The sequence below is a fragment of the Tessaracoccus coleopterorum genome, from assembly GCF_011174705.1.
GTDB classification, from domain to species: Bacteria; Actinomycetota; Actinomycetes; order Propionibacteriales; family Propionibacteriaceae; genus Arachnia; species Arachnia coleopterorum.
Window position 1 is genome coordinate 1,314,209 of the sequence record NZ_JAANIJ010000001.1, and the last position, 23,770, is coordinate 1,337,978.

Annotated in this window: 39 protein-coding genes and 2 pseudogenes; 5 read left to right on the forward strand and 36 right to left on the reverse strand. The window is 69.4% G+C overall.

Annotation, left to right across the window (positions count from 1 at the left end; translation table 11 throughout):
- Positions 1-86 precede the first annotated feature (86 nt).
- Positions 87-902, reverse strand: coding sequence for a hypothetical protein (locus G7085_RS08375; RefSeq protein ID WP_197510610.1), 816 nt, complete (start codon positions 900-902; stop codon positions 87-89).
- 382 nt (positions 903-1,284) lie between these two features.
- Between G7085_RS08375 and G7085_RS08380 the strand changes: the two genes are divergently transcribed.
- A complete protein-coding gene (locus G7085_RS08380) occupies positions 1,285-1,449 on the forward strand; it encodes a hypothetical protein (protein ID WP_197510611.1) in 165 nt (54 codons plus the stop codon).
- Positions 1,450-1,544: 95 nt separating this feature from the next.
- On the opposite strand, the gene G7085_RS08385 is transcribed toward G7085_RS08380, so the two are convergent.
- The 21 genes from G7085_RS08385 to G7085_RS08475 all read right to left on the reverse strand — a co-directional run bounded on the left by G7085_RS08385 (position 1,545) and on the right by G7085_RS08475 (position 11,921).
- The gene (locus G7085_RS08385; RefSeq protein WP_231979335.1) at positions 1,545-1,826 is read right to left on the reverse strand and encodes a substrate-binding domain-containing protein; all 282 of its coding nucleotides are present in this window, start codon (positions 1,824-1,826) and stop codon (positions 1,545-1,547) included.
- Positions 1,781-2,539, reverse strand: coding sequence for a LacI family DNA-binding transcriptional regulator (locus G7085_RS08390; protein ID WP_197510613.1), 759 nt, complete (start codon positions 2,537-2,539; stop codon positions 1,781-1,783). Before G7085_RS08390 ends, G7085_RS08385 begins: the two co-directional genes overlap by 46 nt.
- An 88-nt stretch (positions 2,540-2,627) precedes the next feature.
- Positions 2,628-3,182 carry an ABC transporter permease gene (locus tag G7085_RS29950; protein ID WP_197512806.1) on the reverse strand — a complete coding sequence of 185 codons (555 nt, stop codon included), beginning with the start codon at positions 3,180-3,182 and terminating at the stop codon, positions 2,628-2,630.
- On the reverse strand, positions 3,073-3,531 hold the full coding sequence (locus tag G7085_RS08400; protein ID WP_197510614.1) for an ABC transporter permease: 459 nt from the start codon (positions 3,529-3,531) through the stop codon (positions 3,073-3,075). The genes G7085_RS29950 and G7085_RS08400 overlap by 110 nt, the downstream gene beginning before the upstream one ends.
- A 79-nt stretch (positions 3,532-3,610) precedes the next feature.
- Positions 3,611-4,273: an ATP-binding cassette domain-containing protein gene (locus G7085_RS08405; RefSeq protein WP_197510615.1), complete on the reverse strand. Its 663-nt coding sequence runs from the start codon at positions 4,271-4,273 to the stop codon at positions 3,611-3,613.
- Positions 4,177-4,680, reverse strand: coding sequence for a hypothetical protein (locus G7085_RS32360; RefSeq protein ID WP_197510616.1), 504 nt, complete (start codon positions 4,678-4,680; stop codon positions 4,177-4,179). The genes G7085_RS08405 and G7085_RS32360 overlap by 97 nt, the downstream gene beginning before the upstream one ends.
- A complete protein-coding gene (locus tag G7085_RS08415) occupies positions 4,673-5,098 on the reverse strand; it encodes an ATP-binding cassette domain-containing protein (protein ID WP_197510617.1) in 426 nt (141 codons plus the stop codon). Before G7085_RS08415 ends, G7085_RS32360 begins: the two co-directional genes overlap by 8 nt.
- 81 nt (positions 5,099-5,179) lie before the next feature.
- On the reverse strand, positions 5,180-6,001 hold the full coding sequence (locus G7085_RS08420) for a substrate-binding domain-containing protein (RefSeq protein WP_331715956.1): 822 nt from the start codon (positions 5,999-6,001) through the stop codon (positions 5,180-5,182).
- A 744-nt stretch (positions 6,002-6,745) separates the two neighbouring features.
- Complete coding sequence (locus tag G7085_RS08425; protein ID WP_331715555.1) at positions 6,746-7,006, reverse strand: substrate-binding domain-containing protein; 261 nt, start codon at positions 7,004-7,006, stop codon at positions 6,746-6,748.
- Positions 6,985-7,326: a substrate-binding domain-containing protein gene (locus tag G7085_RS08430; protein ID WP_197510619.1), complete on the reverse strand. Its 342-nt coding sequence runs from the start codon at positions 7,324-7,326 to the stop codon at positions 6,985-6,987. The genes G7085_RS08425 and G7085_RS08430 overlap by 22 nt, the downstream gene beginning before the upstream one ends.
- Positions 7,327-7,369: 43 nt before the next feature.
- Positions 7,370-7,744: a LacI family DNA-binding transcriptional regulator gene (locus tag G7085_RS29955; protein ID WP_331715556.1), complete on the reverse strand. Its 375-nt coding sequence runs from the start codon at positions 7,742-7,744 to the stop codon at positions 7,370-7,372.
- A 3-nt stretch (positions 7,745-7,747) separates the two neighbouring features.
- Positions 7,748-8,491: a mannitol dehydrogenase family protein gene (locus G7085_RS34525; protein ID WP_408647078.1), complete on the reverse strand. Its 744-nt coding sequence runs from the start codon at positions 8,489-8,491 to the stop codon at positions 7,748-7,750.
- A gap of 75 nt (positions 8,492-8,566) precedes the next feature.
- Positions 8,567-8,932 (reverse strand): mannitol dehydrogenase family protein, encoded by a 366-nt coding sequence (locus G7085_RS08445; protein WP_197510622.1) that lies wholly within the window; start codon positions 8,930-8,932, stop codon positions 8,567-8,569.
- The gene (locus G7085_RS34530; protein WP_408647194.1) at positions 8,929-9,186 is read right to left on the reverse strand and encodes a PfkB family carbohydrate kinase; all 258 of its coding nucleotides are present in this window, start codon (positions 9,184-9,186) and stop codon (positions 8,929-8,931) included. Before G7085_RS34530 ends, G7085_RS08445 begins: the two co-directional genes overlap by 4 nt.
- The gene (locus tag G7085_RS08450; protein ID WP_197510623.1) at positions 9,081-9,695 is read right to left on the reverse strand and encodes a hypothetical protein; all 615 of its coding nucleotides are present in this window, start codon (positions 9,693-9,695) and stop codon (positions 9,081-9,083) included. The genes G7085_RS34530 and G7085_RS08450 overlap by 106 nt, the downstream gene beginning before the upstream one ends.
- Positions 9,656-9,907 (reverse strand): carbohydrate kinase family protein, encoded by a 252-nt coding sequence (locus G7085_RS08455; RefSeq protein WP_197510624.1) that lies wholly within the window; start codon positions 9,905-9,907, stop codon positions 9,656-9,658. The genes G7085_RS08450 and G7085_RS08455 overlap by 40 nt, the downstream gene beginning before the upstream one ends.
- Before the next feature lies 1 nt (position 9,908).
- Positions 9,909-10,874, reverse strand: a complete 966-nt coding sequence (locus G7085_RS08460) for a hypothetical protein (protein WP_197510625.1) — start codon at positions 10,872-10,874, stop codon at positions 9,909-9,911.
- Positions 10,875-10,928: 54 nt separating this feature from the next.
- Complete coding sequence (locus G7085_RS34535; RefSeq protein ID WP_197510626.1) at positions 10,929-11,282, reverse strand: AGE family epimerase/isomerase; 354 nt, start codon at positions 11,280-11,282, stop codon at positions 10,929-10,931.
- A complete protein-coding gene (locus tag G7085_RS34540; protein WP_408647195.1) occupies positions 11,179-11,415 on the reverse strand; it encodes an AGE family epimerase/isomerase in 237 nt (78 codons plus the stop codon). The genes G7085_RS34535 and G7085_RS34540 overlap by 104 nt, the downstream gene beginning before the upstream one ends.
- Complete coding sequence (locus G7085_RS34545; protein ID WP_408647079.1) at positions 11,316-11,567, reverse strand: AGE family epimerase/isomerase; 252 nt, start codon at positions 11,565-11,567, stop codon at positions 11,316-11,318. Before G7085_RS34545 ends, G7085_RS34540 begins: the two co-directional genes overlap by 100 nt.
- A 69-nt stretch (positions 11,568-11,636) precedes the next feature.
- A complete protein-coding gene (locus G7085_RS08475; RefSeq protein ID WP_231979338.1) occupies positions 11,637-11,921 on the reverse strand; it encodes an AGE family epimerase/isomerase in 285 nt (94 codons plus the stop codon).
- A gap of 306 nt (positions 11,922-12,227) precedes the next feature.
- On the opposite strand from G7085_RS08475, the gene G7085_RS08480 reads away from it, so the two are divergent.
- The 3 genes from G7085_RS08480 to G7085_RS34550 all read left to right on the forward strand — a co-directional run bounded on the left by G7085_RS08480 (position 12,228) and on the right by G7085_RS34550 (position 14,533).
- Positions 12,228-12,410 carry a maleylpyruvate isomerase N-terminal domain-containing protein gene (locus G7085_RS08480; RefSeq protein ID WP_197510628.1) on the forward strand — a complete coding sequence of 61 codons (183 nt, stop codon included), beginning with the start codon at positions 12,228-12,230 and terminating at the stop codon, positions 12,408-12,410.
- Between the two features lie 19 nt (positions 12,411-12,429).
- Positions 12,430-12,744 (forward strand): hypothetical protein, encoded by a 315-nt coding sequence (locus G7085_RS08485; RefSeq protein WP_197510629.1) that lies wholly within the window; start codon positions 12,430-12,432, stop codon positions 12,742-12,744.
- A 700-nt stretch (positions 12,745-13,444) separates the two neighbouring features.
- A complete protein-coding gene (locus G7085_RS34550) occupies positions 13,445-14,533 on the forward strand; it encodes an NUDIX hydrolase (protein ID WP_197510630.1) in 1,089 nt (362 codons plus the stop codon).
- A gap of 54 nt (positions 14,534-14,587) precedes the next feature.
- On the opposite strand, the gene G7085_RS08495 is transcribed toward G7085_RS34550, so the two are convergent.
- The 14 genes and pseudogenes from G7085_RS08495 to G7085_RS25070 form a co-directional block, all read right to left on the reverse strand.
- Positions 14,588-15,742 (reverse strand): SDR family NAD(P)-dependent oxidoreductase, encoded by a 1,155-nt coding sequence (locus G7085_RS08495; RefSeq protein WP_231979340.1) that lies wholly within the window; start codon positions 15,740-15,742, stop codon positions 14,588-14,590.
- Positions 15,743-15,841: 99 nt separating this feature from the next.
- Positions 15,842-17,095 carry a PHP domain-containing protein gene (locus G7085_RS08500; RefSeq protein ID WP_197510631.1) on the reverse strand — a complete coding sequence of 418 codons (1,254 nt, stop codon included), beginning with the start codon at positions 17,093-17,095 and terminating at the stop codon, positions 15,842-15,844.
- Between the two features lie 13 nt (positions 17,096-17,108).
- Positions 17,109-17,285, reverse strand: a complete 177-nt coding sequence (locus G7085_RS08505) for a hypothetical protein (RefSeq protein WP_197510632.1) — start codon at positions 17,283-17,285, stop codon at positions 17,109-17,111.
- Entirely contained in the window at positions 17,210-17,587 is a 378-nt protein-coding gene (locus G7085_RS08510) for a transketolase C-terminal domain-containing protein (RefSeq protein ID WP_197510633.1), read from the reverse strand. Before G7085_RS08510 ends, G7085_RS08505 begins: the two co-directional genes overlap by 76 nt.
- Positions 17,542-18,063 carry a hypothetical protein gene (locus G7085_RS08515; protein ID WP_331715957.1) on the reverse strand — a complete coding sequence of 174 codons (522 nt, stop codon included), beginning with the start codon at positions 18,061-18,063 and terminating at the stop codon, positions 17,542-17,544. The genes G7085_RS08510 and G7085_RS08515 overlap by 46 nt, the downstream gene beginning before the upstream one ends.
- Positions 18,030-19,166, reverse strand: coding sequence for a thiamine pyrophosphate-dependent dehydrogenase E1 component subunit alpha (locus G7085_RS08520; protein WP_197510635.1), 1,137 nt, complete (start codon positions 19,164-19,166; stop codon positions 18,030-18,032). The genes G7085_RS08515 and G7085_RS08520 overlap by 34 nt, the downstream gene beginning before the upstream one ends.
- Positions 19,163-19,753: a hypothetical protein gene (locus G7085_RS25050; protein WP_331715557.1), complete on the reverse strand. Its 591-nt coding sequence runs from the start codon at positions 19,751-19,753 to the stop codon at positions 19,163-19,165. Before G7085_RS25050 ends, G7085_RS08520 begins: the two co-directional genes overlap by 4 nt.
- Positions 19,711-19,956, reverse strand: a complete 246-nt coding sequence (locus G7085_RS29960) for a hypothetical protein (protein WP_269451815.1) — start codon at positions 19,954-19,956, stop codon at positions 19,711-19,713. Before G7085_RS29960 ends, G7085_RS25050 begins: the two co-directional genes overlap by 43 nt.
- Positions 19,956-20,546: pseudogene (locus tag G7085_RS25055) on the reverse strand (FAD-dependent oxidoreductase). The gene G7085_RS29960 and the pseudogene G7085_RS25055 overlap by 1 nt, the downstream one beginning before the upstream one ends.
- A 39-nt stretch (positions 20,547-20,585) precedes the next feature.
- A complete protein-coding gene (locus tag G7085_RS25060) occupies positions 20,586-20,948 on the reverse strand; it encodes an FAD-dependent oxidoreductase (protein WP_231979341.1) in 363 nt (120 codons plus the stop codon).
- Between the two features lie 12 nt (positions 20,949-20,960).
- A pseudogene (locus tag G7085_RS34555) lies at positions 20,961-21,895 on the reverse strand (2-oxo acid dehydrogenase subunit E2).
- Between the two features lie 19 nt (positions 21,896-21,914).
- The gene (locus G7085_RS08545) at positions 21,915-22,319 is read right to left on the reverse strand and encodes a biotin/lipoyl-containing protein (RefSeq protein ID WP_197510639.1); all 405 of its coding nucleotides are present in this window, start codon (positions 22,317-22,319) and stop codon (positions 21,915-21,917) included.
- Positions 22,320-22,342: 23 nt separating this feature from the next.
- Positions 22,343-22,849: a DeoR/GlpR family DNA-binding transcription regulator gene (locus G7085_RS08550; protein WP_231979342.1), complete on the reverse strand. Its 507-nt coding sequence runs from the start codon at positions 22,847-22,849 to the stop codon at positions 22,343-22,345.
- Positions 22,834-23,094: a DeoR family transcriptional regulator gene (locus tag G7085_RS25070; RefSeq protein ID WP_231979343.1), complete on the reverse strand. Its 261-nt coding sequence runs from the start codon at positions 23,092-23,094 to the stop codon at positions 22,834-22,836. Before G7085_RS25070 ends, G7085_RS08550 begins: the two co-directional genes overlap by 16 nt.
- 117 nt (positions 23,095-23,211) lie before the next feature.
- Here G7085_RS25070 and G7085_RS08555 point away from each other — a divergent pair, with 117 nt between their 5' ends.
- Entirely contained in the window at positions 23,212-23,709 is a 498-nt protein-coding gene (locus G7085_RS08555) for a hypothetical protein (RefSeq protein WP_197510640.1), read from the forward strand.
- Positions 23,710-23,770 lie beyond the last annotated feature (61 nt).

The following is a 23,770-nucleotide window of genomic DNA, read 5'->3' on the forward strand; positions in this document are numbered from 1 at the left end:
TCGGCTTCGGAAGAACCGGAACGACCTGCCTGAGGTTTTCCTGGTCGAGGTGGCCCCGGAGCGGGCTCCGGGGCCACCTCACGGGTTCAGCCGCCGAACTGGACGATGTTGTTGAACAGCCACTTCTGGGTGGTGCGGTACTTCCCGTTGACCTGCTCGGCGACGGTGGCCCAGATGTAGGAGCGGCACCCGTTGCGGCCGCTGGACGCGGTGTCGCATTCAGTGCGCCACTTGCGGCCGTCGGTCGCCGTCCAGGCCTTGTTGTAGCCGACCTTCCCGTAACCTCCGAGCGGGTTGCTGGCCCAGGTGGCGCGGGGCGAGGGCAGGTAGGTCAGATTGTTGAACACGTAGCCCTTGGCCGTGGTGAACTTGCCCTTGCTGTAGGTGATCTGGGTGGCGTAGATCTCGGTGCGGCAGCGGTTGATGGTGGGCGAGTACTTCTCGCACGACGTCTTCCAGTCGCGTCCGTTGTGGCGCCAGACGCCAGGCTGGGTGTAGACGTTGAAGTCGGGATCGCCGGGCACCGGCGGGGCCGACCGCGTCCAGGTGAAGTACGTCCAGGGCAGGTCGCCGCTGATGTCCGTGTAGCCCTTGGTCACGTTGACGAGCCGCGTGCGGTACTTGCCGGTGGCAAGGCCGGCGGGAAGCTTGCCCATGACGCTGGTGGTGCCGCGCTCGCCCACCGTCGCGTAGCCCTGGTAGGTGATGTCGGTCCAGGCGCCGTTGCGGAGCAGCTGGACGCCGTACTTCTGGCCCGGCAGCCCGGCCTCCAGCGTGCGGAACATGACGCCATCGCTGCCGATGGTCGTCGGCTTGAACCCGCGGTCGCTGCCGCGCGAGGTGAGCACCTGCCAGTTCTTCTGCGAGGTTGTCGTCTCGGTGTCGGCGTAGGTACCGACCATGGAGTCACCCTTGCGGAAGTCGGCACCCTGGATGAAGATCTCCCCGCCGTCGACCCCGCGGGCGGCGTCGGCACGGTGACCGAAACCCTCGCGTAGCCGTAGTTCTGTGTGCCCTGCTGCACGAGCGTCGCCGGGACGGTGTCCGAGATCGGCACGAAATCGTACGTGTCCTTGCCGGTCCACTTGACCGCGAACACGCGGATCTGGACCGTCTTGCCCGCCTGGCCCTCCACGTTCACGTTGAACGGCTGGCCCTCCCTCATCCGTTCTGGGTGGTGGAGACGGGCAGGGAGATCCCGCACCGCGACGTGTTGGTGCAGAGCGTCTGGTTTTGTCCGATGAGCGCGTTGGTCGCCGCCTGCGGGGAGACGACCCCGCACCGGTGGCCAGGGTGGGCCGGAGCTGCTCCGCGATCCCGCTCACGGGAGCGGGCGCGTCCTGGGCGGTGCCGTCGGCCGAGGCCTGCGGGGCCGCCGCGACGATCCCCATCCCGGCCAGCAGACCGGCGGCGAGCATCGCCCCGGGCAGTCTCGTGAAGAACATGTGATCCCCTTTTGCGCGTAAGTGTGTGGCGACCACAGTGAAGCGGATGAGGGGGTCACAACCGGACGCCGGCGGCACCGCGTCCAGGGACTGGCTGGACTACCAGGCTCCGCCACGCACCACGAGATCGGTCGGCAGCCGGTACGTGGTGGCCGGCGAGGTGTCGCCCTCGAGCCGGGCGAAGAGCCGCTCGGCCGCAAGCCGTCCGAGCCGACCGGGGTCCTGGGCGACAAGCGTCACCGACACGGGCAGCACGGACGCATACTCGGGGACATCGAAGCCGAAGAGCTCCGATCGCCGCTCCGCGACCCGCAGGGCCGCGACCGCGCCGAGGATCAGCCGGTTGTTGGTGCACATGAGCGCCGTCGGGGGGTCGTCCATGGACAGCACCCGGACGGCCCCACCCTCCGCTCCGAGGGCTCCGACACGTCACGGACGATGAGCTCGGGGTCGATCTCGATACCGACAGCGCCCAGCGCCTCCATGATGCCGGCGAACCTCTCACGGTGGGTGTAGATCGATTCGCTTCCCAGCAGGATGCCGATCCGGCGGTGCCCACGCTCGACGGCCAGCTTTGCCATCCGCCGTCCCAGGCCCCGGTTGTCGACCAGCACGGTGTCGGCGTCGACCCCACCCCTGGGCGGTCGGCAAACACCACCTGCAACCCACGGGCGATCTCGTCGGTGAGGTAGGCACACGAGTCGCCCGCCGGGGTGACGATCAGGCCGCGGATCTGCCGCGCGCACAGGTCGAGGGCGATCTCCCGCTCGGTCGCAGGGCTCTCCGCGGAGCCGGTCATCAGCACCCGTAGCCACGCTCCCGGGCCGTCTCGTCGACGGCCCGTGCGACCGACCCGAAGAACGGGTCGGAGATGTCGGCGGTGATGAGCCCGATGAGCCGCGACCCCGCCCCGACTTGAGGCTCGCCGCGAGCAGATTGTGCCGGTAGCCGAGTTCTTCGACGGCCCTGATCACGCGTGCGGCCATCTCGTCGTCCACCGTCGCGACGCCGTTGACCACCCTGGAGACGGTCTTGAGGCTGACCCCGGCGAGCTCCGCCACGTCGGCCATCGTCGGTCGCCGCTGGCTGCCCATGCCCCACCTCCTCAGTCAAACAAGCAACAAGTTACCGTGGCGTGGCGGGTCGCCCCACCCCGGGAGCCGGTCCGGAACGCTGCTGAATTCACGCGGACGCCTCTGCCCTACGGGCCCTGATGACGTTGATCATGACGGCGATGAGCACGAGGGTGCCGCGGACCACCTGCTGGAGGTACGGGTTCATACCGAGCAGGACCATGCCGTTGAGGAGGATCGCGACGAAGAGGACACCGATGAGGGTTCCCGCCACCGACCCCTTGCCGCCGGCCATCGACGTGCCGCCGATGACCGCGGCCGCGATGGCGTCGAACTCGAGCCCCTGGGCGATGTTGCTGTTGCCGGAGGACAGTTGGGCGGTCTGCAGCAGGCCGGTGATCGCTGCGGTGAAGGCGCTGATCGACATGACGATGATGCGGACCCGGAAGACGTTGATGCCGAGACCTCGGCCGCCTTCGCGTTGCCGCCGACGGCGTACACGGAGCGCCCGAAGACGGTTGACTTGGCGATGAACGCCACGACCGCGAACGCGATCAGGAGGTAGATCGCCGCCACCGGGATGCCGAGAATCCTGCCGCTGCCCAGTAGAAGAACACCGATGGGTCGAGCGGAATGGGGAACGTGTTGGTGATGAGCATCGCAGCTCCCCGCAACGCCAGGTACAGCGCGAGGGTGCCGATGAACGTCGGCACGTTGAACACGTGCCGGATGAAGCCGACGAAGGCGCCGAAGAACACCGCGACCACGATGGCGACGAGGCAGGCGACGGCCATGTTCCAGCCCATCATCCCGACCATGTAGCCCACCAGCGACGACGTCAGGGCGGCCTGCGAGCCGACCGACACGTCGATTTCGCCGGAGACGATCACGAGCGTCATGGCGAAAGCGACGATGCCGAAGAACGCCGCCTGTTGCAGCACATTGAGCAGGTTGCCTGCCGTGAGGAAGTTGGGGGCGAAGAACGAGAGCAGGATGAACACGAGGATCAGCACGCCCAGTAGGCCGGTGCCCTCCCAGGCGAGGGCCCCCGGAGGCCACCGTGCGTGTTCTTCGTGGTCTCTGTCGTGGTGGTCATGCGAGGTGACCTTCCTTTCCCTTCATCGCGAGGGCGAGGAGGCGGTCGCTCGAGGCTTCGGTGCCCGGGACCTCCTCACGGATCATGCCGTCGCGGAGCACGAGCACCCGGTCGCAGACCTGGGTGAGTTCCTCCAACTCGGAGGAGACGAAGATGGATGAGACGCCCGCCGTCGCGAGCTCCCGGATGAGTTCGTAGATCTGGCCTTTGGCATCCACGTCGACGCCCCGGGTCGGCTCGTCGAGCAGCAGGACCCTCATCTCACTTGCGAGGCAGCGGCCGATGACCGCCTTCTGCTGATTCCCGCCGGACAGCGTCCCGATGGGTTGCCGACCGCTGGAGGCCCGGATCCGCAGCCGGGCGATGAGGTCTGCCACCGACGCCCGCTCCTTGAAGACGTCGATGAGGGTGCGCCCGATGACCCGTGACCGCGCCGTGAGCATCATGTTCTCGGCGACGCTGAGGATGGGCACGATGCCGGTGCGTTTGCGGTCCTCGGTGGTCATGGCGACCCCCACCGCGAGCATCCGGCCGGGCGTGCGGTGGGTCATCTCCCGACCGTTTACGCGGACGGTGCCGGTGGCGTCACGGCGGGTGCCGAAGATCGACTCGAGCAGTTCGGTGCGGCCGGAGCCGAGGAGCCCGGCGATCCCGAGCACCTCGCCCTCGCGGAGGATGAGGTCGACACCCTCCAGAATCCCGGAGATGCTGAGATCCTCGACCTCGAGGATGACGGTCGATGAGGGGTCGCGCGGTTCGTGGCGGGCCCGTTCCTCGGCCGCGAGCCCTCAGTGCCCGCGATCATCCTGGCGACCTCCTCGGTCGTCACCTCCGACACCCTGCGCGTCGCGACCTCCTCGCCGTCCCTGAGGACGGTGAGGGTGTCGGCCACGGCGGGGATCTCCCGCATCCGGTGCGACACGTAGATGATGGCCACGCCCTGGCCTGCGAGGCGTCGCAGGAGGGCGAGCAGGACGTCGACCTCGGCCGTGTTGAGCGCGCTGGTCGGCTCATCGAGGATCAGCACCTTCGGCCTCGTCAACAGCGCCTTGGAGATCTCAACCAACTGCTGTTGCGCCGTTGAGAGCCGGCTGACCGGCATCCCGGGGCAGCTTCACCCCCAACAGGTCCATCGCCTCGGTGGCCCGCCTCCGCACCTCACGGTGATCCACGATGCCTGCGCGCCGGGGCCAGCGTCCCAGGGTGATGTTCTCGGCGACGGACAGTTCCGGCACCAGTGAAAACTCCTGGTGGACGACCGCGACGCCACCCTGTTGGGCGTCGTGGGCGTTGGTCCACGCCACAGGGTGGCCGTCGAGGAGGATCTCTCCGCCCGGCCGGTCGGGTGTCTCCAACCCTGCCAGCAGCTTGACGAGCGTCGACTTCCCGGCGCCGTTCTTGCCGAGCAGAGCCCGTACCTCGCCCTTGCGCAGGACGAGGGAGGCGGACCGGAGCGCCCGCACCCGGCCGTAACTCTTGCTCAACTCGCGGCACTCGAGGACGACCTCTGCCTCGCGTTCTGCGGGAGATTCTTCCATCTCCGACCTCCTGTGGCGTGGATCTGATCAGCGGTTCAGGTATTCCTCGGTGGTGGTCAGGTCATCGTGGCTGTAGGTGATGCCGGGGATGAGTTCCTCGATCGGGTCGTTCTTCTCACCTGCGATCGCCTTCTTCGCCATCTCGTAGGCCTTCGCGGCCGTGCTCTGCGGATCCTGTCCGGTGGTCGCCTGCAGCGAGCCGTCCTTCACGAAGCCCGCGATCTGCTCCGAGATGTCGGTGCCGAAGACGGCGACCTTCGCCCCGGCCTGCTTGACCGCTGTCACGAGGCCGACGGTGCCGCCCTCGTTCGAGCCCCACATCACGTTGATGCCGGGGTTGGACGACAGCATGTTGGTGGCGATGGGCGTCGCCTTGTCTGCGAGGTAGCCCTCCTGGTCGGCGGCGTAGTCGGCCTCGACACCTGCATCCTCGAGAGCCTTCTTGAATCCGGCCTTGCGGAGCTTGCAGGTCTCTGCGGCGGCGTCGCAGTTGAGGATCCCGATGACGGCCTTGTTGCCGAGGTTGTCCTTGATGTACTTGGCCGCCGCCTCACCGGTCGCGGTGCCGAGGGCGGTGTTGTCGGACTGGGCCGCACCCTGCACCAGGTCGGGGTTCAGCGCCTCACCGGTGCAGTTGCCGTAACAGATCATCGGGATGCCCGCGTCCTTGATGCTCTTCAGGGTCGCCATCGAGGAGTCGACGCTGACGGGCTGGATGATGATGGCATCCACCTTGCGCTGGATCAGGTTCTGCACACTCTGGGCCTCGGTGCCCGGGTCATTGTTGGAGTTCACTGGGACAACGGTGCCTCCGTCGGCCTTGACGGCGTTCTCCATGCCGGTCTGGATGTTCTTGGATTAGTCATCGCCCTGGAGCATGACGAGGCCGATGGTCAGGGCCTTCGACGTTTCACCTCCACCGGCCGAAGTCTCACCCGGAGCGGGCGATTCGGTCCCCGACTGGGTACCACAAGCGGAAAAGGCGAGTGCGGCAGCCAGCAACACGCCTGCGAATAGGGCCTCTTGGACATTGGCAAGTCTCCTTCGACTCGGCGCAGCGACAGTGCAACGCCTCCTGCACGGAACCATAAACTCAACAGACCCGTTCAGACAACGCTGTCTCATATCTGTGTCCTTTTCGTTATCTTCCGCACACAGGGGCTGGGACGGGTACGCGCCGGGGCCGCAAACGCAGGTGGTCGCCCCCTGTAGAGGGGGCGACCACGGCTTTCGTCTCGTGAGGTGGGGTGCTTCGGCTTCCGCCTCCCGCCCGTGAACATGTTTCGCTTGATCGTTTCGATGTCCTCGGCCTTCACCTCGCGCGACCGGTTGACCGGTCTGCACTCGGATCCTGACGCCCACCATGGGCTGGCTCAGAGGCGATCTCTCATCTGTTCATCGCGGCGAGGTGCTCGACTCCGAGCGTGTCCGCCGAAGCGGATCCCTACCTGTCCGACTGTTTCAGATCTACTCATGTTGACCCATAGATTGCCTCCCAGGGGTTGGGTTCAGCTTCCAACCAGCATAGGTCGGATTCCCGGATTCGGGGCGAAACGCCAGAGAAGTTTTTTTGCCGCAGCGTGTCCCGCCTGTTCAGCCCCAAGCCCCTCCACGCACGACCAACTCGGTGGGCACCCGGATCGTCGCGGCGGGCGAAGGGTCACCGTCGAGCCGTGCGAAGAGCCGCTCGGCCGCGATCCTGCCCAGCTCGCGCGGGTCCTGCGCGATCAGGGTGACGGGTATCGGCAGCACGTCGGCGTACTCGGGTTCGTCGAAGGCGATGAGGTCGACCCGTTGCCGGGAGCCACACAAGGCACCCAGCGCGCCCAGGGTCAACCGGTTGTTGGTGCACAACAGCGCGGTCGGTGGTTCCCGCAGCGACAGGATGCGGCGTGCACCCCCTCGGCCCCATGCGGCTCGGTGATGTCGCTCACCACCAGGTCCGGGTCCAACCCGACACCGGCCGCCCGGAGCGCCTCCCGGATGCCCGCGAACCGCTCGCGGTGCGTGTAGACCGACTCATTGCCCAGCAGGATGCCGATCCGGCGGTGCCCCCGCTCCACCGCGAGCTCCGCCATCCGCCGACCGAGCCCGCGATTGTCGACGAGCACCGTGTCGGCCTCGATACCCTCCGCCGGACGGTCGACGAACACGACCCGCAACCCGCGGTCCACCTCGTCTGCCAGGTAGGCACACGATCCCCCGCCGGGGTCACGATCAGCCCCGGACCTGACGGGCGCACAGGTCGAGGACCAGGCCCCTCTCGGCCTCCGGGCTCTCCGTGGAACCGGTCATCAGTACACCGAAGCCCCGCGACCGGGCCACAGCGTCGACAGCGGCGGCGACCGATCCGAAGAACGGATCCGAGATGTCGGCCGTGATCAGCCCGATCAGCCGTGTCCCGGATCCGGCCTTGAGACCCGCGGCCACGAGGTTGTGGCGGTAGCCGAGATCCCCGATGGCACGGTTTACCCGGGCCACCCGGCCCGCGTCGACCGTGGGCACCCCGTTGACCACCCTCGAAACGGTCTTCAGGCTCACCCCCGCGGCCCTGGCCACGTCGGCCATGGTCGGTCGCCGTCTGCTATCCATGCCTCATCCTCGGCCGCCCTCCTCAGAGGACGGTGCCGTCCCGGAAACCCGAATCGAGCAGGTCGGAGAAGCGCCGGCCGTCGAAACGGCCGCCGACCGCCTCGTCCAGCACGCGCAGGGCCACCAGGTCGTCGTGTCCGACGGCGTCGCGGACCAGCGCCCATGCCCGGTCCGCATCCCAGCCGGGCTCCTGGCTGAGGCGGCGGCCCCGAGCACGACGCCGAGCGACACGTGCCGCGGCGCGATGCCCTCCGCGCGGCAGAGCAGGTAGGCGCCGAGCAGCCGGTCACCGGGCTGCATCTTCCGCACCGGGTCACGGCCCACCCGGGCAGTGGTGTCGCCCAGCCCGCGGTTGCCGAAGCGCGCGAGCAGGTCGTCGACGTGGTCGAGCAGCGGCCCGAGGGCCTGCCCGTAGCGGAGGCTGAGCGCCGAGGCCGCCTCCACCATGGCCGAGCGCACCAGGTAGCGCAGGTCGAACCGGCCGACGGCCTCCCAGATGTGGGTGAGCCCCTGTCCCTCCCCAGGTAGGCGAGGAGGCAGTGGCCGAGGTTGTGCAGGTACAGCTTCCGATCGGCGTAGAAGTCGAAGTCCCCCTCGACAGGGACCAACCCCGGACCTGCGGGGGTGGGCCCAGGAGTGCCGCGGCCTCGTACGGGAGGAGCGAGTACGGTTCGACGCGCACGTCCGCGGGTGCCCTGGGTCGGGGATCTGGATGGGCACCATCCGGCCGATCGAGGTGCGCGCCATGCCGACCGGGGCGAGGTCCCACGCGCCTCGCCTTTCACCAGGTCCATGAGGACGGCGGGCGCGTCGTGGAGGTTCTCACACACGAGCACGTCCAACGGGCCCCACCCGACCGGCCCTTGCCTCGAGTCCCGCGGCCAGCAGCCGGGCCACCGGCGGGAGGTTCTCGGCCCCCACCGCCGTCGCAACGATGTCCGCATCGATGAGCGCACCGACCACGGCGGCCTCGTCACCCAACAGAAGCGCGTCGACACCCGGGATCTCCACGAAGGTCTCCCCGTCGTCCCGCACGACCACCTGGCGGTAGCGGCCGTCGGCCGCCAGCCTGGCGACCAGCGGCTCCGCGACGTCGACGAAGGTGACGCGCCATCCGGCCGATCCGAACAGGGCACCCACGAAGCCGCGGCCGATGCCTCCGGCGCCGAAGACGACGGCCCTGCTCACGGCGCCACCAGCGGGTCGCCCTGGATGGCGCGTCCGACGACAGCGGCGGCCCAGCGGGCGGAATCGACGGCGTCGCGCCCGTCGAGCGCGGCGGCGAGGAACGCGACCGTGAAGGTGTCGCCCGCACCGTTGGACGAGATGAAGCGCCTCAGGGGGCCGCGGGGATCCGGGCGGTGCGGTCGGCCCAGAGCGACGGGTCGACGCCCAGCGCCCCGGCGAGCCGGTGGACGCCGTCGGCCCCGAGGTCGCGAGATGGGACCCTCCGCACCCAGCGTGATGACGACCACCCCGGCTCCCAGCGCCAGCAGGCGCCGCGCCTCCGCGTCGACCGCCCGGGCTCCGGTGGACTCGCCTCGCCGCGGGCGCTCGTCAGGTCGTCCCAGCTCGGGCAGAAGACGTCCGTGTGCGGCAGCACGGCCGCGAGGTACCCCTCCCAGTCGTATCCGCGCAGCGGCGAGTTGTCCGCGCAGAACGACAGGTCGAGCGAGGTGGCCGACCCCTGCGCGTGGGCCCGCTCGAACAGGGCCACGGTCGGGCCCCGAGGTCCGCCGTCATGGCGGGCGCGAGGGTCGGGTACCCGAAGTGCACGAGCGACGCCCCACCAGGTCGCAGGTGCCGTCGAACTCGTCGTTGGTGCCGGTGTGGTGCCAGATGCTGCGGTCGCGGTCGGGGGCTGCACGACCACCGAGTACGACGTCGCCGCCGTGTCGGAGCGGCTGAGGCTCACCCGGCCCGGCGCCAACTCCTCGAGCGCCGCCCGCACAGGCCGCCCAGCGCGTCGCTCCCGATCCGGCAGGCCACCGCGAAGTCGCGCCCGAGCCCCGCCGCGGCGCGCGCCCCGTTGCCCACGGCGCCACCGACGGAGATGCGCGGCGCGCCGATTTCAGACAGGACGCCGGGCTCGAGCGAGACGTCTGCCCCGATCCCGGGCGCGATGTCGACGCAGACGTGCCCGACGATCTGGAGCTCCGTCATCTCACGCCTCTTCGACCGAGATGGCATGCCGGAAGACGAGCTCTTCACCGGCGGTGAGGTTGACGGCGGTCGCCGCGCCGGAAGCCGTCAGGGGATTGGGCTGGCCACTGACGGAGGTTCCGTAGTCGAAGGCCGCTGTGACCGGTTCGACACCGACGCAGAGGTTCGTGCCGCCCCAGGGCGCGTAGTCACGGCCGCGCTGACTCAGCCACAGCATCAGGTGGTTCAGAACCGACGTGTCCCAGGTGAGCCGTGCCCGGTATCCCTCGTCGTGGTTGACGATGGCGAAACCGGTCGGGGCGACGTCGACGAGGAGCACGAGGTCCTCGCTCCGGGAATCCCACGGCAGGCGGCTGAGGTCGACGGTGCCGCCGCCGACGGCTGGGGCCGAGACGGCATCGTCGAACCGCTGCCCCGGGAGCAGCCTCGAGGTCGGCTCCGGCGCCGCCGCCGAGCTCTCGATCCAGCGGGCCGCGGGCAGCTCGAGGGTCGCTCCCCGACGCGGTCGGGCAGTCGGAAGATCGGGTGCAGCCCCAGCGGGAGCGCGGTGTCCACCCGGGTCAGGACCCGGTCCTCGAACGCGATCCCCGCCGCGCTGCAGGTGACCTCGCGGGTCAACCGCTCGACGGGGTCGCCGTCGGGTAGGCGACGGTGAGGACCACCCGGTCGTCCGCCCGCTCCACGACCTCCCAGTCGGCATGGCAGGAGTAGCCGTGGGCCAGCTCGCCGGGGCGGGTTCTCCCTGCGGCCAGCCGGGCAGTGGTGCGGCCGGCGTGATCCCGAACGGGACACAGGGGAAGTCGCCGCGCAGCCTGTCGAGCAGCCGGTCCTCCGGGAAACCCGGCCATCCGGCCACGTACAGCGGTTCCACGGTGCGGCCACCGAGGGAGAAGCGGCCTGTCGTCATGGCGCCGCGACGAGTGATGCTGGCCGTCGTGCCGCCCGCCGCGATCGTGAGCTCGCCCATGTCGGTCAGTTCCCCCGACGCTCTGGGTGCGGGCCCAGGCGGTGAGCCCCAGGTTCAGCGGCGTGAATGCGTAGAGCGTGGCCTGGAACGCGTGGTACAGGTCGGGCTTACCGGGCCACGTGTGTGTGACGGGCTCCCCGTTGTCGTCGAGCTCGGGAACCAGGAGCCGTCGACGTGGTCGATGAAGCGTTCGTCGCAGTACTGCCAGAGCTCGCGGTAGCGCTCGAGGTAGCGGGCGTCTCCGGTGGCCAGGTGGAGATAGTGGGCCGCGCCGATGCCCTCCGGCGGCTCCCAGAAGTAGCGCTCACGCACCACCGGGGTGCCGTCCCAATCGACCGTGTAGGCGAACCCGGGCAGCCATGCGTCGGCGAAGGCGCCGTCGAAGAGCCTGGCCGCGGCAGTGTCCATCCAGTCGCCCTCGACCCGAGCCCTTCATCTGCATCAGCAGCTTGGCCCACTCCAGCCAGTGGCCGGGCTGCGACCCGAACGGGCGGAAGGGATGGTGGGGTCGTCGCGGTTGAAGTCGGGCAGCGGGTTCCAGCCCTCGTCGAAGTGTTCGACGAGACGCCAGGAGCCTTCGGCGGGGTCGGCGGCCGGCTCGGCGATCCGCCGGGCGATCCGGGCCGCCCGATCGAGCAGGAGCCGGTCGCCGGTGGCCTCGTAGGCCGCCATGAACGCCTCCGTCAGGTGCATGTTGGCGTTCTGCCCGCGGTACGGGTCGGAGACGCGGAACGCCCGGTCGTACGCCTCGACGCAGGCCCGTCATCCTCGCGCCAGTAGCGGGTGTCGATCAGCTCGAGAACGTGGTCGAGCAGGGCCGTGCCCGCTCGAAGCCTGCGGTGAGCGCCGAGGAGGCGGCGAGGAGGACGTGCGCCTGCCCGTAGAGTTCCTTGCGGTCGGACGGGGCGTCGCCCCGACCGTGGCGTAGAAACCGCCGTACTCATGGTCGCGACCCCCACCGTCCAGATAGAAGTCGAGCCCGTGCTCGACGACCTCGGCCGCGCCCGGCCGACCGAGGAGGTGGGCGATCGAGAAGCAGTGCATCATGCGGGCGCCGAGGTAGAGATGCGCCCCTGCCCCGGGACGGGGTTGCCCTTGTGATCCAGGTACGCGAACCCTCCCCTGGGATGCACACCTGGGGCTGGTAGAAGTCGAGCAGCCCTGCGCGCTGCTCCTCCAACCAGCTCAGCGTGTAGGGCTCGGTCAGCGACGACGCGTCCGGCACGGTGGTCTCCTTCGACTCTCTACGCCCACTCCGTGGGGGCGCTCTCCCCACGACCCTAGACTCCCGCGACACAAAAGACAACGCTGTCTCCGGGGTCCGGACGGCCCTTCCGGGCGTATCGTCGGCCCATGAGCACAATCGCCATCCGACACGCTGAGCTCGCCGCCAGGTTCGCGGCCATCGCCGAGGGCGTCACCGACTGGGACGCCCTCACACCGGTGCCCGAGTGGCGGGCCAGGGACGTCGTCACCCATCTGGTGACCTGGCTGCCGGGGTTTCTCGGCGGCTCGGCGTGGAGATGGAAACGGTGAAGGGCGACGACCCGTCGCCGTGTGGCGCACCCACAGCGAGGCTGTGCAGACCCTCCTCGACGATCCCGAAGTCGCGGGCCGGGTCGTCGCGTCACCCACGGGGCCGCGCCGCCTCGATGAGACGCTGGACACGTTCTACCTCGCCGACGTGTTCATGCACCGCTGGGACCTCGCCAAGGCCTCCGGCCAGGATCCCGACTGGGAGCCGGCCACCGCGGCCGCGATGTTCGAGGGATGGCCCCGATGCGCGACATCCTGGCGAGCTCGGGACAGTACGGGACGCCGGTCATCCTCGACCCCTCGCACCGGCCGGAGGACCGATTGGCCGCACTGATCGGGCGCGATCCCGCCTGGCGGCCCGGCCCTGAGCCCGGGAAGCGAAATGTCCGGGTCGCCTCATACTCGACCCGGACATGTCCGTCGGCCATTCCACACCAGATTCCCGATCGACGCACAGCGACACGCCGCCGGCGGAACAGCACAACCCCGGACCCGACTGTCAAGTCAGACACGCCGCGCTGACCACGGTCTTTACCGATATTTCCGCGGTTTCCCTGCGGGGTTCCGAGGGCAGTGGTGGAATATGCCTACGCAATCCACTCCGGTGGAGAGCGGAGGACAACCAATCCGACGTCCACTTCCCGCAAGGGGCCCGCAAGGCGGCGGGCGAACGTGTCAGGCGGATACGTCCTCGATGGCAGTGACGCCAACTGTTGTCAACAGGGATGGGTTGAGGCACCTCCTCCCCAGCGGAGCGATCCGCGGGCCGTCGAGACGAGACGGCGAGGTACACCCGGTCCACCCGACCGAGGGCCCGTCGCCCGAGGGTCAATTGGGATGGAAGAGTCCTTCTTCCCCACTCCGGGGCTGCGGCCCACCGGGCCCGACCGGCAGGGCGGGCAGGGGAATACCCGGACGTCCACCCGGATCGACGCGCTGCCGCACGCCGGTCACCTCGAAGGGGCCCGAGCAACTCATACCTGCTCGGGCCCTCTCCATTGGGAGCCCGCGCGAGGCCCGGTTAGGCTCTGCGCATGGATTTCCGTGACTACGACACCCGGGTCGGCGCCTACGCGCTCATCTTCGACGGTGACTCGGTGCTGCTGACCTGGTGGAACGGGCAGGGCCGCCCGGACTGGGCCTCCTGGACGCTGCCGGGCGGCGGGGTCGAGCTCGGCGAGCAGGTCGAGGGCGCCGTGATCCGGGAGGTGTTCGAGGAGACGGGCTTCCGCGTCGAGCTCGACGACTACCTGACGACGCACTCCTGGGCGCGGATGGACGACGAGCATCCCGCCCTTCAACGCGGTGCGGATCATCTTCACGGCGCACATCGTCGGCGGAACCCTCGGCGTGGTCGAGGTGGGCGGGTCGACCGAGCGGGCCGAGTGGGTGCCGCTGGACAGGCTCGACAAGATCGGCCCGCGCGGCCAGTTGGTGGACGTTGCCCTCGACACCTGGCGGCGCCGCAGCTGAGCCCGGTCAGCCCTCGCCGGCCCGGGCCGCCAGGTCGAGGACGGCGGCGGCCACCTCGTCCGGGCGCACGAGCAGGTGGAGATGCGCCCCTGCATGGCCCTCCACGGCCAACCCCAGTCACGGGCCTGCTCCCGCTCGTCGGTGTAGGCCACCCCGAACGCCAGGTAGCCGGCGGGCCGGTCCGCCCATCCCTCGGGAACCGTCAGCGACTGCTCGAAGTAGGAGAGCGGGAGGCGGGGGCACGCCTTGTCCAGCTTCCGGAACAGCGGCTCGGGGACGATCTCGTCGAAGGCCTGTCTGGGCCACCAACGTGTCCACTCGGGAAGGTTACCCTTGCGGTCGGCAAGGCCCTGCAGCATGGGCAGCAACCCGCCCTTGGCCAACTCGAAGCCACCGGAGGCGGGAGGCAGCGCCGCGTCCACGAACACCACCGGCTGCTCCGGGGCGGCGACCAGCGGGCGAGGAGCCCCGCGTTGCTGTGGGCGACGAGCACGTCGGCCGATCCGGCCTCCGCCCGCCAGGCCCGACGATGGCGGTGGCATCGGTCAGCCTGCCCACCTCGGCGACGCCGGCCGTGTGGCCGGCGGCCTTCAGCGAGTCGGCGAGCGGCCGGTAGGCCATCACCGGGAGCAGCGGGCTGGGCAGGATGAGGACGCGGAGCGGTTCGGACATGCCCCAAGTCTCCCAGCTGCCCAGCCGTGCCACTAGCTGCTGAGCATCACCTGTCCACCGGTGACGGGCACCGCCTGGCCGGTCTCGTACTCCTGCTCGATGAGGTAGTAGATCGCGCGCATCACGTCGGAGCCGTAGGTGCCGCGGCGCAGCGGGACCTTCGCCTCGTAGAACTCGCGCACCTCGTCGACGGTGGTCGCGCCGGGCACCTTGCCGGAGCGGAGGTACTGCACGAACAGCCCGCGATCGGGATCGGACCACAGCGGACCGTCGTAGAAGTTGCCGGGGCAGATCGCGTTGACCTTGATCCCGTGCTCGACCAGCTCCAGCGCGAAGCTCTGCACGAGGCCGATACCGCCGAACTTCGACCCGGCGTATGCGCCGTTCTTGTTCGACCCGACAAGGCCCGACTTCGAGTTGATCTGGATGATGTCGGTGGTCCACGACGGTGCCGTGCGGCGCTGCGTGGCCAGCAGGCCGCCCAGGTGCTTGGTGATCAGGAAGAACGCCGTGTAGTTGATGTCGGTGGTCAGCTGGAACGAGGCAAGGTCCTGTTCGAGCACGCTTCCGGCCCGGACGATACCCGCATTGGAGACGACCAGGTCGAGCCCGCCTGTGGTGGCGGCGATGGTCTCCGCCATGGCGCGCACCGAAGCCTCGTCGGCCACGTTGACGGTGATCGGTGCCGTCTGCGGGCCGAGCTCTGCGGCCAGCGCGGCCGCGCCGTCACCGTTGAGGTCGGCGATGTAGACGAACGCGCCCGACGACACCAGGCCGCGGACGATCTCGGCGCCGAAGCCCTGGGCGCCGCCCGTGACGACGGCGACCTTGCCCTCCACCACGCGGGCGCGGGCCGCGGCCGCCGAGGCGGCCGCGGTCTTGCCGTGCGGAAGCGGTGTGGGGCCCCGACGGTGCCGACGGCGAACCCGTAGGTCTCGCCGCCGACGGTTACGAGGAGCTTCTCGGCGAGCGGCGCCACGGCGAGCGCGGCGGGCAGCTGGTCGAGGACCTCGACCTCGACCATGGCCATCCCCAGTCCGCGTCGGCGGCCCGCAGGCCCTCGACGGGGTGACGGCCAGCTCGGGGTCCGGCTCGTCGGCTTCAGGCAGCTTCCGCGCCACGACGGGAACGCCGAGTCGTTCGAGGTAGGCGCCGCGCACCAGCGGCGCGATGTCGACAACGTCCATCGGATCAGCCCTTCCGTAGTTCCGTGACGGCCTGGTCGACCGTCAGCTCGCCGTCGACGACCGCCCTGCCCAGCGCGCCGTAGCGGCCGACACGCTCGGTCAGCGGCAGCCCGCCAGCGGCCCCTCCTGGGAGAAGAGCCCCAGCGCGAGGTCCACGTCGGAGACCAGCTCGTGGGCCACCATCGCCCAGGTGGCGTCGTTGAGGTGGCTCAGTTCGGGGCGCTGGAGTTCCACGCAGTTGAACTGCTGGCGCGGCGTGTTGATGTCGACGCCGGAGACCTCGAGCAGCCCGTACTCGGCGGCGAGTGCCGCGATGCGGGCCATCTGCTCCGCCGTGTTGCGCGGCGGCATGTAGGTGATGGCGGGCATGCCGAGGCGGCGCAGCTCGCCGAACAGCTCCTCGAGGAAGTCGTCCTCGAACTTCTCCGCCTTCTTGTCGCCGGTCGGGGACGCGGTCACGTCGCCGAGGTAGGCGTAGCACGGGATCGCGCCCACGGACGTGGCGAAGGCGATCACCTCGGCCATCGACGGGCACTCGCCGCCGTCCTGCGTGCGGGCGGGGACGACGTAGATCTTCTCGAGGAACTCCGCCTTCATGACGCCGAGCAGGTCGAACGTCAGGTGCGGGTTGTCGACGTCCGAGAGCTGGGCGCGCACCTTGTCTGCCAGGTTCAGGCCGAGCTCGGCGAGCCCGTCGACGAGCCCCTGACCGCGGCCGAAGCGTGCGATGAGCTTGTCGGCCATGGCCGCCAGCAGGTGACGCTCGGTGACGGAGCCGCCGGAGCGGAACTGCGAGCGGCCGACGATGTCACGCTCGACATCGATGGCCTCGGCGCCCAGCCCGGTCAGGATGACGTTGGCGCGCTCCACCATCTCGCCGGTGCGGCGCAGCCGCGCCTCACGGATCGGCGCCAGGTAGGCGGCGACGGCGTCGCGCTGGTGCGCGGGGATGCCCTGCACCGTCATGTAGGCGATGCCCTCGGTGTCGGGGTTGTTGAGCTTCCGGTCGTGCAGCGGGGCGTTGCTGGAGGCCACCTCCTCGGCGCTGTGGACGTAGACGCGGCATTCGAAGCCGGTGACGGCGCCCATCCCGAGCGCCGTGGCGGCCGCGGCCATCTCGCCTGCCCCGGCGGCCGAGTCGTGGTCGACGGAGCCGACGACCATCAGCCCGGCCTCCCGGGCCCGCAGCGCGGCGGCGGCGGGCGTGTAGGGGCTGAAACTGTAGATGGTGTGGACGTGGTTGTTGGATTCCGTCACGAACGCCGGGAACGAGGGCGAGCCCTGCAGGTACTCCTGCAGGGCCGCCAGACGTTCCGCGGGCGAGATCGACGGGTCGTTGATCTTCTCGCGCATGTCAGTTGTCTCCTCAGAGGCCTTCGCGCGAGCGGCGCGCCAGCTCGGCATCGGTCTGGTTCGAGGTGGCGACGTGACCCTTGAGCGGGAGGACCCGCTCGTTGATCGCGTCGATCAGCCAGTCGGCCTGCGGGAAGAAGATCTTCTCCAGCTCCGCGGCCGGCGTGATGATGTTGCGGGAGCCGACCACGGTGACGGGGCGTCGAGGTGGTCGAACGCCAGCGTCTGGATCTGGGAGGCGACCGTGTGCAGGAACGACCCGCGGTCGACGGCGTCGGAGGTGAGCACCAGGCGGCCGGTCTTCTTCACCGAGGCGACGATCGGGTCGAGGTTCAGCGGCGCGACGAAGCGCAGGTCGATGACCTCGGTCGAGATGCCGTACTTCTCCTGCAGGATGTCGGCGGCCTCGATGACGCGGTAGAGCGTCGGGCCGACGACCGCGATCGTCAGGTCGGTGCCCTCACGGCGGACGACGGGCTCACCCTCGGGCACCTCGTAGTAGCCCTCCGGGACGCCCCCTCCTCGAACTGCTCGGCCACGTCGTAGAGGAGCTGCGACTCGAAGAAGACCACCGGGTCGGTGCCGCGCAGGGCGAGGTTCATCATGCCCTTGGCGTCGTACGGGGTGGCCGGGTAGTAGACCTTGAGCCCGGGCATGTGGGCCACGAGCGCGGCCCAGTCCTGCGAGTGCTGGGCGCCGTACTTGGAGCCCACGGAGACGCGCATCACGAGCGGCATCTTCAGCAGGCCGGCGGACATCGCCTGCCACTTCGCGGCCTGGTTGAAGATCTCGTCGCCGGCGCGGCCGAGGAAGTCGCAGTACATCAGCTCGACCAGCGCGCGGCCACCCGAGAGGGCGTAGCCGACGCCGGCGCCGATGATGGCTGCCTCGGAGATGGGCGAGTTGAACAGGCGGTGGTACGGCAGCAGCTCGGTCAGGCCGCGGTAGACGGCGAACGCGCCGCCCAGTCACGGTTCTCCTCGCCCCACGCGGCCATGGTCGGGTCGGTGGCGAAGCGGTGCGCGATGGCCTCGAAGAGGGCGTCGCGGTAGGAGTAGGCCTTGGCCTTGGAGACGGGCTTGCCGAACTCATCGGTGGCCTTGCGGACCTTGGCCTTGAGCGACTTGACCCGGGCGTTCTCCTCGAGCGGCTGCAGCAGCTCCACCTCGGCGTCGGAGAGCTTCTCCTCGTTGCCGTTGGAGTAGATGACCGACTCGATGAACTCGACACCGACGCGGGGGCTGACGTCCTCGTCGCGGGTGGCGAGCGCGATCACCTTGGTGAGTCGCTCGTCGAACTTCGCCTGGATGTCGTCGACCTCGCCCTGCGAGAGGACGCCGTTGGTGACGAGGTAGGCGGCGTAGTTCTTGAGGCCGTCGTGCTGCTCCCACAGCTCGACCTCGTCGCGGGTGCGGTAGCTGGACGCGTCGGAGGGCGAGTGGCCGGAGAAGCGGTAGGTGATGGTGTCGGTGAGGACGGGGCCGCGGCCGGCGGCGAGCAGCTCGCGCTTCCGGTTGACGGCGTCGGCGACGGCGAGCGGGTTGAGGCCGTCGACGCGCTCGGAGTGCATGCCCTCAGGGTTCACGCCGAGGCCGACGCGGGCGAGGATGTCGTAGCCCATGGTCTCGCCTGCGGTCTGACCGCCCATGCCGTAGAAGTTGTTGAAGAAGTTGAACCAGATCGGCGGGTTGCCCTCGACGCCGTCCTTCCACAGCGTGCGGAACTGGTCCATGGCCGCGAAGCCCATGGCCTCCCACACGGGGCCGCAGCCCATGGAGGCGTCGCCGATGTTGGCGATGACGATGCCGTCCTGGCGGTTGATCCGCTTGAAGAGGGCCGAGCCGAGCGCGATGTCTGCCGAGCCGCCGACGATGGCGTTGTTGGGCATGGAGCCGAACGGGGCGAAGAAGGCGTGCATCGAGCCGCCGAGGCCGCGGTTGAAGCCTGCCTTGCGGGCGAAGGTCTCGGCGACGGTGCCGTAGAGGATGAAGTTCTCGGCGAGCTCGGTGAGGTTGTCGTAGCCGACCTCCTCGGCGAAGGCGAGGGTCTCGCCGTCGAGGAAGGTCTTCATGATGTTCTCGAGCTCGGCGCCCTCCAGCTTGCGCGAAGCCGAGTAGCACTTGGCGAGGATCTCGCCGTGGCTCCGGTGCGAGCCGAACAGGAAGTCGTTCGGATCGAGCTGCGAGGCCTGCCCGACGACGGCCGACTCCTGCCCGATGGACAGGTGCGCGGGCCGCGGTGGTTGTACTCGACGCCGTTCCAGGCGCCGGTGGTCTTGATCGAGTTCAGCATGGTCTCGAACTGACGCACGGCGATCATGTCGTGCAGGATGTCCACGAGGCCCTGCTTGCCGTAGGTTTCGAGTTCCTTCTCGAAGTTCGGCACGTAGGCGTTGACCGGGATCTCCGGCGCGGTGATCACCGAGCGGGCGCGGACGTTGCTCGGATCGACGATGAGATTGCGTGGCATGGGCTGGTTACTCCTATTTCTGTGCTCAGGCGTTGACGGCCCAAGCTGCCTCTCGGATGAGTTCACTGACGGTGGGTGGGGGAAGACGACCTGGCGCAGGTCGGTGACGTTGAGTTCGGTCTCGAGCACAACCGAGGCGCCCCAGATCATCTCCGAGGCGTAGCTGCCGAGCACGGTGAGGCCGAGCACCTGCAGGGTGTCGGCGTCGTAGACGAGCTTGGCGGCGCCGGGGCCTTGAGGCCGTTCTCCGCGACGAAGCGGCCCGACATGTAGCCGGGGACGGTGACGGAGGCGGCGTTGATGCCGGCCGCCTTCGCGCTGGCCTCGGTGAGCCCGATGCCCGCGGCCTCGGGGTTGGTGTAGACGGCCCACGGGATCGCGTTCCAACGCATCACCTCACCCTTGCGGTGGGCGTCCTGATCGAGGATGTTCGCGACGGCGATCTCCCCATCCGGTATGCGGCGTGCGCGAGCAGGGAGCGACCCGTCACGTCGCCGACGGCCCAGACGCCCGGCAGGTTGGTGCGCATCCGGTCGTCGATGACGACGCCCTTGCCGGAGAACTCGAGGCCGGTGTTCTCGGCCCCCAGCCCTGGACGGCGGGCGGCGGCCGACGGCCATCAGCACGGAGTCGGCCTCGACGGAGAGTTCCCTGCCGTCCGCGGTGGTGAACCGGACGATCCCGCCGTCGATGGCGGTGACCTGGCAGCCGAGGTTGAAGGTGACCCTTCGAGGCCCTTGCGTAGCTGGGCCGCGACGTCGGCGTCCATGAACGGCGCGATCTCGGGCAGCATCTCGATGACGGTGACCTCGGAGCCGAGCATCGCGAAGAGGCTGGCGAACTCGAGCCCGATCACGCCGCCGCCGATGACGGCGAGGCGGGCCGGGATCTCCTCGATGGCGAGCATGCCGGTCGAGTCGATGACGTGCGGGTTGTCCTTGGCGCCCGGGATCGGGGCATCACGGGACGGAGCCCGTGGCAAGGATCACGTGGTCGGCCGTGTGCGTAGTGCCGTCGACGCTCACCCTGCCCGGGCCCTCGAAGGTGCCGTAGCCCTTGACGACCGTGACACCTGCCTTCTTCTCGGCCGCGCCGACGCCGCCCACGAGGGTGGCGACGGTCTGGGCCTTCCACTTCTGCAGCCGGGTCCAGTCGACGGTCGCGCCGTCGACGTTGACCCCAGCTGAGCGCCGTGGACGGCGTGCTCATAGGTCTTTGCCGCGTTGAGCAGGGCCTTCGTCGGGATGCATCCGACGTTGAGGCAGGTGCCGCCGAGCGAGTCGGCCTCGATCAGCAGCACGTTTTTCTTCGCGTGTCCGAGGCGCTCGGCGGCGATGTAGCCGCCGGGGCCGCCGCCGAGCACGATGACGTCGTAGTGGGTCATGACAGTTGCCTCTCAGCCCAGCACCGTGACGTCGATGTTCTCGACGTAGGTGACGAGGTCCTGCAGGAAGCGGGCGGCGTCGGCGCCGTCGATCACCCGGTGGTCCGCGGTGAGCGAGAAGCCGATGCGCTGCTCGACGCCGAACGAGCCGTCGGCGTTGACCGTGGCCCGCGGGAAGATGGCGTCGACGCCCAGGATCGCAACCTGCGGCACGTTCAGCAGCGGGGTGAACGACTCGATGCCGAAGCCGCCGAGGTTGGACACCGTGAAGGTGGCGCCGCCCAGCAGGTCGGGGTTGATGTTGCCGGCGATCGCGTCGCCCGCCAGCTGCTTGCTCGTCACGGAGAACTCGCGCAGGCTCATCTGCGACGCGTTGCGCACCGTCGGGACCAGGAGCCCGCGGGGGTGTCACAGGCGAAGCCGAGGTGGACCTGCTCGAAGGTGGTGAGCACCCCGTCGCTCAGGTGAGCGTTGTGGCTGGTGTGCTTGGCGGCGGTCTTGATGGCGGCGAAGCCGACCAGGTCTCCGATGGTGACGGCGTTCAGGCCGAGCTCCTCGGGTGAGCCCTTGAGCTTCCTGCGGAGGGCGAGCAGGCCTGCCGCGTTGGCGGTCGAGGTGTAGGTGAGCTGGGCCGAGGTGGCCAGCGACACCATCATCCGATCGGCGATGGTCTTGCGGATGCCCTTGAGGGGGCGGAGGTGCTGGCGCCGGGGTACTCGCGGGCACCGGAGGTGACGAAGGCCGGGCCTGCGCGGCGGGAGCCTGCGCGGCGGGGGCCGTGAGGTCGCCGGTGGTGACCCGTCCCCGAGGCCGGTGCCCTGGGCCGTCGCGCCGTGGGCGCCTGCCCGGGCGGCGCCGCGGGTGGCGTCGGCCAGCGCGGCCTGCACGTCACGCTCGATGACGCGCCCCTTTGGCCCGGAGCCCTCGGTGACGGCTGCCAGATCCAGCGAGTTGGCAGCGGCGAGGCTACGGGCGCGGGGCTGGAGGCGCCGGTGGCCTCGGTGCGGGTGGGTTCGACGGCGGCGGCCGCGGCCGCGGGGGCCTCGACGGCGGGGGCCTCGACGGTGGGGCGTCGCCCTCGCCGTCCCTGCCCTGCCAACCGGCGGCCTCCAGCGCAGGCGCCGGGTCCTCGCCCTGGGCGCCCACCACGAGAAGCGGCTGCTTGACGGGGACGTCGTCGCCCTCATCCCACAGCACAGCGAGGACCGTTCCCGATGCGCTGGAGGGGACCTCCATGGAGGCCTTGTCGGTCTCGACCTCGCAGACGATCGCGTTCTCGGCGATCTCGTCGCCGACCTTGACCTGCCATGACACGATCAGGCAGGACTCGACGGAGTTGCCGAGCTGCGGCATCACAACAACGGTTGCCATGTAGCTGGACCTTTCTTCCTTGGTTAGACGACACACACGCGTGTGTGCTCTTGCAGTGCCTTGACCGCCTCGGCGGGCAGCCCGGAATCGGTGATGATTCCGGTGAGCTGCCCGAGAGACAGAAAACTGACGAAACCGGCCTGGCCGTACTTGGTGGAGTCGGCCACCAGCCAGGTCTCCTCGGCGCGTTGACACATCAGCGACGCGATCTGGGCGCCCTCGACGAACCGGGCGGTGAGGCCGCGGTCGGAGGAGAAGCCGTCGGTGCCGACGAATGCGATGCGGGTGTTGAAGTCGGCGATGGCCCGCTCCGCGGTCGGGCCGACGAACGACTCCGACTCGCGGCGGAACACTCCACCGGTGAGGATGACATTGAGCGCAGGGTTGGCGCGCGCGGAGTTGAACACCAGCGCGGAGTTGGTGACGATCTGGACACCCCTGCGACCGCCCAGGTAACGCACGATGGTGGCCGCGGTGGTCCCCGCCTCCAGCATCACGGTGTCCTCGTCTCCGATCATCGAGGCGGCCATCTGGGCGATGCGCTGCTTGGCGTCGACGTTGATCTGCTCGCGCGCGACGACGGACTTCCAGGTGGTCGGGCGGGCCCCGCGCGGGTGCGTAGGAGCATGCCCTGTTCCTCGAGCGCGCGCAGATCGCCACGGATGGTGACCTCGGAGACTCCGAGCTCGGCCGCCAGACCGGAGACCGTGAGGGCGCCGTCGACGTTGAGGCGGTCCATGATCTGGAGCTCCCGCTGTTCACGTTCGACGGTCATTGTCGGCTTTCGTTGACGTTACGAATTGCTTTCGTTCCACCAACAATAGGTGTCCCCGTGCCCCGCGTCAGCCCCTGGGGAAGCCTGAGCATATGCTCACGTTCCGGCCGGGAGCCGGTGCGCCATTACATCTCCACCACCCTCACCCGACCACAGGAGTCGGTTGAGCCGGCCCCGCGCGGAGCGCCGGGCCGAGCCGAAACCACTCCCGGCTCGGTGCAGGATCCCGAGCAGAGCCTCCCTGCGGCCAAGCACCAGCGCAACGACAGGGGTGGCTTCGACACGTACCTCGCCACCGGCCCGGCTCAACCCAAGTCGGCACGGGCGCCGCAAGGAACCCGACCCCAGCAGTCGGTTGAGCCGGCCCCGCGCGGAGCGCCGGGCCGAGTCGAAACCACTCCCGACTCGGTGCGGTATCCCGAGCAGAGCCCACCTGTGTTTGAGTATCTGCGCATCGACTGGAGTGGCTTCGACACGGGCGGCGCCTCGTACCTCGCCACCGGCCCGGCTCAACCGACTGCTACTGGCCGTCCCCGACGACAGCAGGACACCCAGGCGCAGGAACCGGACAACAGCAGGATTCCCGACCGCAGCGGGAAGCCCGACCCCCAGTAGTCGGCTGACCTCACCCCACCCAACCCCTCTCGCGCAACTCTTGCGTATGCGCATATTCTGC